A 5,192-nucleotide genomic window follows, 5' to 3' on the forward strand; every position below is an offset into this window, starting at 1 on the left:
ACCTGATAGTGTACTTGATGAATACAACGAAGATTACAAATGGCTAGCCCAGGTTTATGAGTCGGTAAAACCTGCCTCAGATAACATTGGTAAGTTGTTATGGCTAACGCTAGGCGCACAAACAACACAACTCATACACGATAACGTGCATGTAGGTAATGTGCACAACCTAGAAGAGTTTGTGCTTGATGCTGACGTTATCGAAAACATATTTAATAACCCAGACCCACGTAAAACAAAACAGCTTGAAAAAGAGCTCGCAAAGCGTTTTAAAGACCGTGGCGACTTACCTGTATTTAAATCGTTAAGCGAACGATTAGAAGCCCTTCGCGACAAAGCCGAAAAAGGCCTAATAGCCTCAATCGACTTTGTTAAAGAGCTGTGCAAAATTGCCAAAGAAACCGTCCAGGCAGAAAAAGAATTAGACGACGAACTGCAAGAAAAAACACCCAAAGCCGCATTAACAGACCTGTTTTTAGAGCTTAAAGACGATCAAACCCCCGCAGTAGTAGAGCGCATAGTAACCGACATAGACGCCATTGTACGTGTTGTTCGCTTCCCTGGCTGGCAAGGGACAACCGGCGGCGAACGCGAAGTACAAAAGTCACTACGCAAAGCATTACTCAAATACAAACTCCACACAGACCAAATACTGTTTGATAGAGCGTATGGGTATATAAAGGAATATTATTGATGACAATTATTTTAGGGGCTGGGTATGCAAGTTTTAGATGACATCTGGTCTACGATAAAAGGTAATGCAAAGACCAGAATCAAAGATCCCATAGCAGGAACGTTTATTGTTTCATGGTGTTTTTGTAACTGGGATAAATTAGCGCTTTTGTTTTGGGGTAAAGGCGACTTAGAGAAAAGAATAAATGCTTTAGTCGAAAGTATGTCTGTGTTGTCAAATCCAAGTCTATTAAAACAAGATTTAGATTTATTAGTAATACCGACAGTACTAACTATAGGCTACTTATTTATACTTCCTTGGGCTTCTTTATGGGTGAAAGAAAAGCAAAAAAAGACAGCTGTTTTGCAGCATTCACATGCTGTTGATTTAGATATCGAACATACTAAAAAGCAATGGGAGCTTAATAAAGAAAGGCTTAGAACAAACCCTGAAAAAGACTTTTTAGCACAAGATGTAGCGTTAGATATTCAAAAAGAAAAAGATAGGGTAGAGCGAAGAAATAAAATTCGAGATTACATTGATAAGAAAGTTGAAGCAGCTACAGCAATAGCTGATAAAGCTAAAGCAGATGCTGAAGCTGAACAAATTAGTTTAGAGAAAAAGCGTTTAGAGCTCGAAGAAAAGCAACGCAAAGCAACCAAAGAAAAGCAACGGTATGAAGAGCAGTCTGCAATTCATAACGCCACTATGGCTTCGCATCGGTTTCCCGCTGTTTTTTACTTTATGGATTTACTGTCTAACTCTTTAAAAGAGGATGGGGTTACACTTGCAGCATCAGGGCTTGCCTCATGTGTTGCAGCTGTTTTTGGCTATGAAATAGCTGATGACCTTATAAATGACAAAGATTTTAATAATGAGAATCTGAGTAAACTTAAATATATCATTTTAGATAACGATTTAGCTAAAAAGTTAGATGATATATGTGAACTAGAAGATTCAGAGAATGAAAACTTAAGTCCGGATTTAATATTTGAGCATATTCAAATGTTATTTGAGAACCTGCCTTTTAAGCTTATATCAGAAGATACATTAGCCGAAGAAATCTCAGAAAGGGTTAATGAAGATTCATATGATTTGTTAATGGGAGATGAGTTATCAGGACCGATGGCTGAAACAGATACCATTTTTGATGAAATTGAGTTATCAGTTGATGTTTATAATTTTAATACAAGCTTTGATGTAAAATTAAGTGGCTATGCGAGTGGTTCTCATCGAAGGGAGTCAGATGTTCCGGGAAGGGATATAACTGTAAGTGTTGAGGCCAAATGCCAGCCTGTTATGGGCTATTTGGGCTTACAAGATTATGAGCTAACAGTTAGCGGTGAACCAAGGGATTACGACTAGGTTTTTAGTTGTTATTTACGTTTACACTGATTTCATGTTGGAATTTAAGCGAGTTAAAGAATTTTAGGTTATGAGGATTTCATGACAGTATCAGTATCTCATATAACGCACATTGATAACCTGGCTAGCATTTTAGGTCAAGGTTGCTTATGGTCTGACGCTAAACGTATTGAGCTTGGTTTGATTAACCGAAATATTGGCTATAACCATATTAAGCAACGTCGTTTAGTTCGCCCTGTAAAAGTGGCTGCGGGTGGTACGATTGGCCAGTATGTGCCATTTAATTTTTGTCCGCGTTCAGTCATGTTGTACGTTATTTATTGTGGGCATGACGACTTTGACGGTGGGCAAGATAAGGTATTACACTTAATTAGTGATATAGAAACAGTGCGCCTGGGAAATCAAAATTGCTTTTTTACAGATATTCATGCTGACTTAGACTATGCAGAGCAAATTGATGATTTTACACGTATACATGAGCTAGATATTAATCGAATTATTAATGAGCGTTATTGGCAGGACTTTAAAGAAGAAAAACAAGCTGAGTTCTTAGCATTTGAGTCTGTACAATGGGCAGCTATTCGGAAAATAGGCGTAAAATCGCAAGTTGTAGCTGACGAAGTGAATGCCCTACTTCAAAATGCGCAACATAAACCTGAGGTATTAGTTATGCCACAGTGGTACTACTGAGGTTAATATGATTACTTATCAAACTGGCAATATTTTGCATGATCAAGCTGATGCTATTATCAACACAGTTAATACTGTAGGGGTAATGGGTAAAGGGCTGGCTTTGCAATTTAAAAAAGCCTTTCCTGATAATTTTAAGATTTATAAAAAAGCTTGTGATGACCAAGAGCTGGTAACAGGTGAGGTGTTAACTGTTGAGCTTAACTCTATTAATGCACCATTTTATATTATTAACTTTCCGACTAAAGCGCATTGGAAGGCTAAGTCTAAGCTCGAATATATAGAGCATGGGCTTAGTAGTTTAAAATCTGAAGTAAAACGCTTAGGGCTTAAATCCGTCGCATTACCTGCATTAGGCAGCGGCTTAGGAGGTCTAGATTGGCATGCTGTTGATTTACTTATACAGAGCTCTTTAAGTGAATTACCAGGTGTTGAATGGCGTGTATATCCACCACAAAATGCACCAAGCGCTCAAGCTATGCCTAATAAAACGAAAAGACCCTGTATGACTTTGGGAAGAGCTGCCGTGCTTGGTTTGATAGAGCGTTATACCTCTACAGGGTTTGGTTATCGCTTATCATTGCTTGAAGTACAAAAGCTTGTGTATTTTTTAACAGCAGCGGGCGAGCCTTTAAATAAAGTGGTGTTTAAAAAGCATCATTACGGCCCTTATGCTGATGTATTACGCCATGTTCTCGATAAAATGGAAGGCCACTTTATTACTGGTTACGCAGATGGCATAAACAAGCCTGATACGCCTATAGAGCTTAAAGATGATGCGGCTATTGAAGCGCTTAACTATTTGGAGGCGTGCCCAGAGACCAAGCAGCGATTTGACAAAGTAGCCAGGCTAATAGAAGGCTTTGAGTCGCAAAACGGTATGGAGTTACTTTCAACGGTTCATTGGGTTGCCACTAATGAGCTTGAAGATAATAACATTACTGACGACGCGCTTATTAATGCAGTGCATAGCTGGAATGCACGAAAATCAAAAATGAAACCCGCTCATATCCTTGCTGCTTGGAACAAGCTAAAACAAGAAGACTGGCTAAATTTAAAAGCACAAACAGCTTAAAACTACTTTAAAGGGAAGCGTGTAGCTTCCCTTTTTATACTTGTAATTTCTTCTACAAAACTACCATGTATCCATCTTCGCCTTATTTAAGTCAACTGCCTACTTCGTTATAATCCATAAAATAACACTTGGAAACTTTAAACAACTAGGATGTGATTAATGAAAAAAAATATATTGTTCTTACTAGGGGTAGCATGTATCGGAATTGCTGCTTTCTTGTATTTTAAAATGAGCTCGCATATCAATGTTTCGAAGTGGTATCAAAATGATGGATATCAATATTTAAACTCTATACCAACTTTTAAAGAACTTGTTAAGGGGACGGGCGGTACGCGAGCCCTTGGGCAACCGTATGTTTTTATTGATAGTGAAGGTAAGGGGCTAACTTTTTTAATGAAAGCCTCCCGTTTAACTAGGGGGCCAAAAGGGAGTTTACTGTATGATTTAGATTTGGGCTTATTGGAAGAGTATACATATCAAGAGTATAAGTTTGAAGTAAACGGAAAATGGGTAAAATACGAGACTGAAAATTTTAATAACACTAGCTTTTTGAGTCCTGCTACAAATGAAGGCTTTCAATACGTCGTAAATGCTTTTGCTGAAGGCAGGGTTGAAATAAAAAATGAATATGATGAAGTGGTTGTGTTTAATGGCACTGGCTTGTGGCAAGCTATTGAAAATCAGGTTGATTACAACGAGAAGCTAAAAGGGGCTATTTAAGCAACTTCATCTTTTCTTAGCTGATTTATTGAAGAGAATTTTGAATAGCTTGAGCTATATGTTTCAAGGTATCCTAATAAAGGCTGCATCAGGTGTTGGGTGGTAACCATTCAATAAAACTTAGTGACTCAAGGCAAATAACTTTACAAAGAACCAAGCACCAATTATGTAGTAAACTCTCTATGTAAAGGAAAGTACAAAAGCATAGTTTTACTTTTAGTACCCACATTAGTACCCATAGGCTGCGGTCTTTAATTAAAGGTCATATAAATCAAATGAGTAGAGCAGGAATGCAGTGGTTCCCGGGTTAAGTTAATCGATTTTGAAGACTTAACTCAAAATGATTATGTGGTAACTAACCAATTCCGTATCCACCACAGGGAAACCAAAATACCTGATGTGGTATTAATGATTAACGGTATTCCTGTTGTAGTGGGTGAAGCAAAAACACCTATTCGCCCATCAGTTACATGGTTAGATGGCGCCCATGAAGTACACAGCATTTACGAAAACGCTGTACCGCAATTATTTGTGCCTAATATTTTGTCGTTTGCTACCGAAGGACGTGAGTTGTTTTATGGTGCAATACGCTGCCCATTAGAGTTTTGGGCTCCGTGGCGTGTTGAAGATGCACAGTTAACCCGTGCTGTTGGTTTATCGGGTGTCGGA

At 38.3% G+C, this 5,192-nt stretch carries 4 protein-coding genes and 2 pseudogenes; all 6 read left to right on the plus strand.

The genetic code is table 11. The features are described 5' to 3' along the window. Positions 1–694: pseudogene (locus JIG37_RS17840) on the plus strand (DEAD/DEAH box helicase); the annotation flags it as partial. Positions 695–718: 24 nt separating this feature from the next. Beyond that, a complete protein-coding gene (locus tag JIG37_RS17845) occupies positions 719–2,038 on the plus strand; it encodes a hypothetical protein (RefSeq protein WP_199529978.1) in 1,320 nt (439 codons plus the stop codon). 81 nt (positions 2,039–2,119) lie between these two features. Beyond that, entirely contained in the window at positions 2,120–2,728 is a 609-nt protein-coding gene (locus JIG37_RS17850) for a DUF4433 domain-containing protein (protein WP_199529979.1), read from the plus strand. A 7-nt stretch (positions 2,729–2,735) separates the two neighbouring features. Beyond that, positions 2,736–3,803 carry a macro domain-containing protein gene (locus tag JIG37_RS17855; RefSeq protein ID WP_199529980.1) on the plus strand — a complete coding sequence of 356 codons (1,068 nt, stop codon included), beginning with the start codon at positions 2,736–2,738 and terminating at the stop codon, positions 3,801–3,803. A 159-nt stretch (positions 3,804–3,962) separates the two neighbouring features. After that, positions 3,963–4,523, plus strand: coding sequence for a hypothetical protein (locus tag JIG37_RS17860; RefSeq protein ID WP_199529981.1), 561 nt, complete (start codon positions 3,963–3,965; stop codon positions 4,521–4,523). Positions 4,524–4,832: 309 nt separating this feature from the next. Continuing rightward, positions 4,833–5,192, plus strand: a pseudogene (locus JIG37_RS17865) (type I restriction endonuclease); the annotation flags it as partial.

It is taken from the genome of Pseudoalteromonas sp. bablab_jr010, assembly GCF_016464105.1.
Taxonomy (GTDB): Bacteria; Pseudomonadota; Gammaproteobacteria; order Enterobacterales; family Alteromonadaceae; genus Pseudoalteromonas; species Pseudoalteromonas simplex.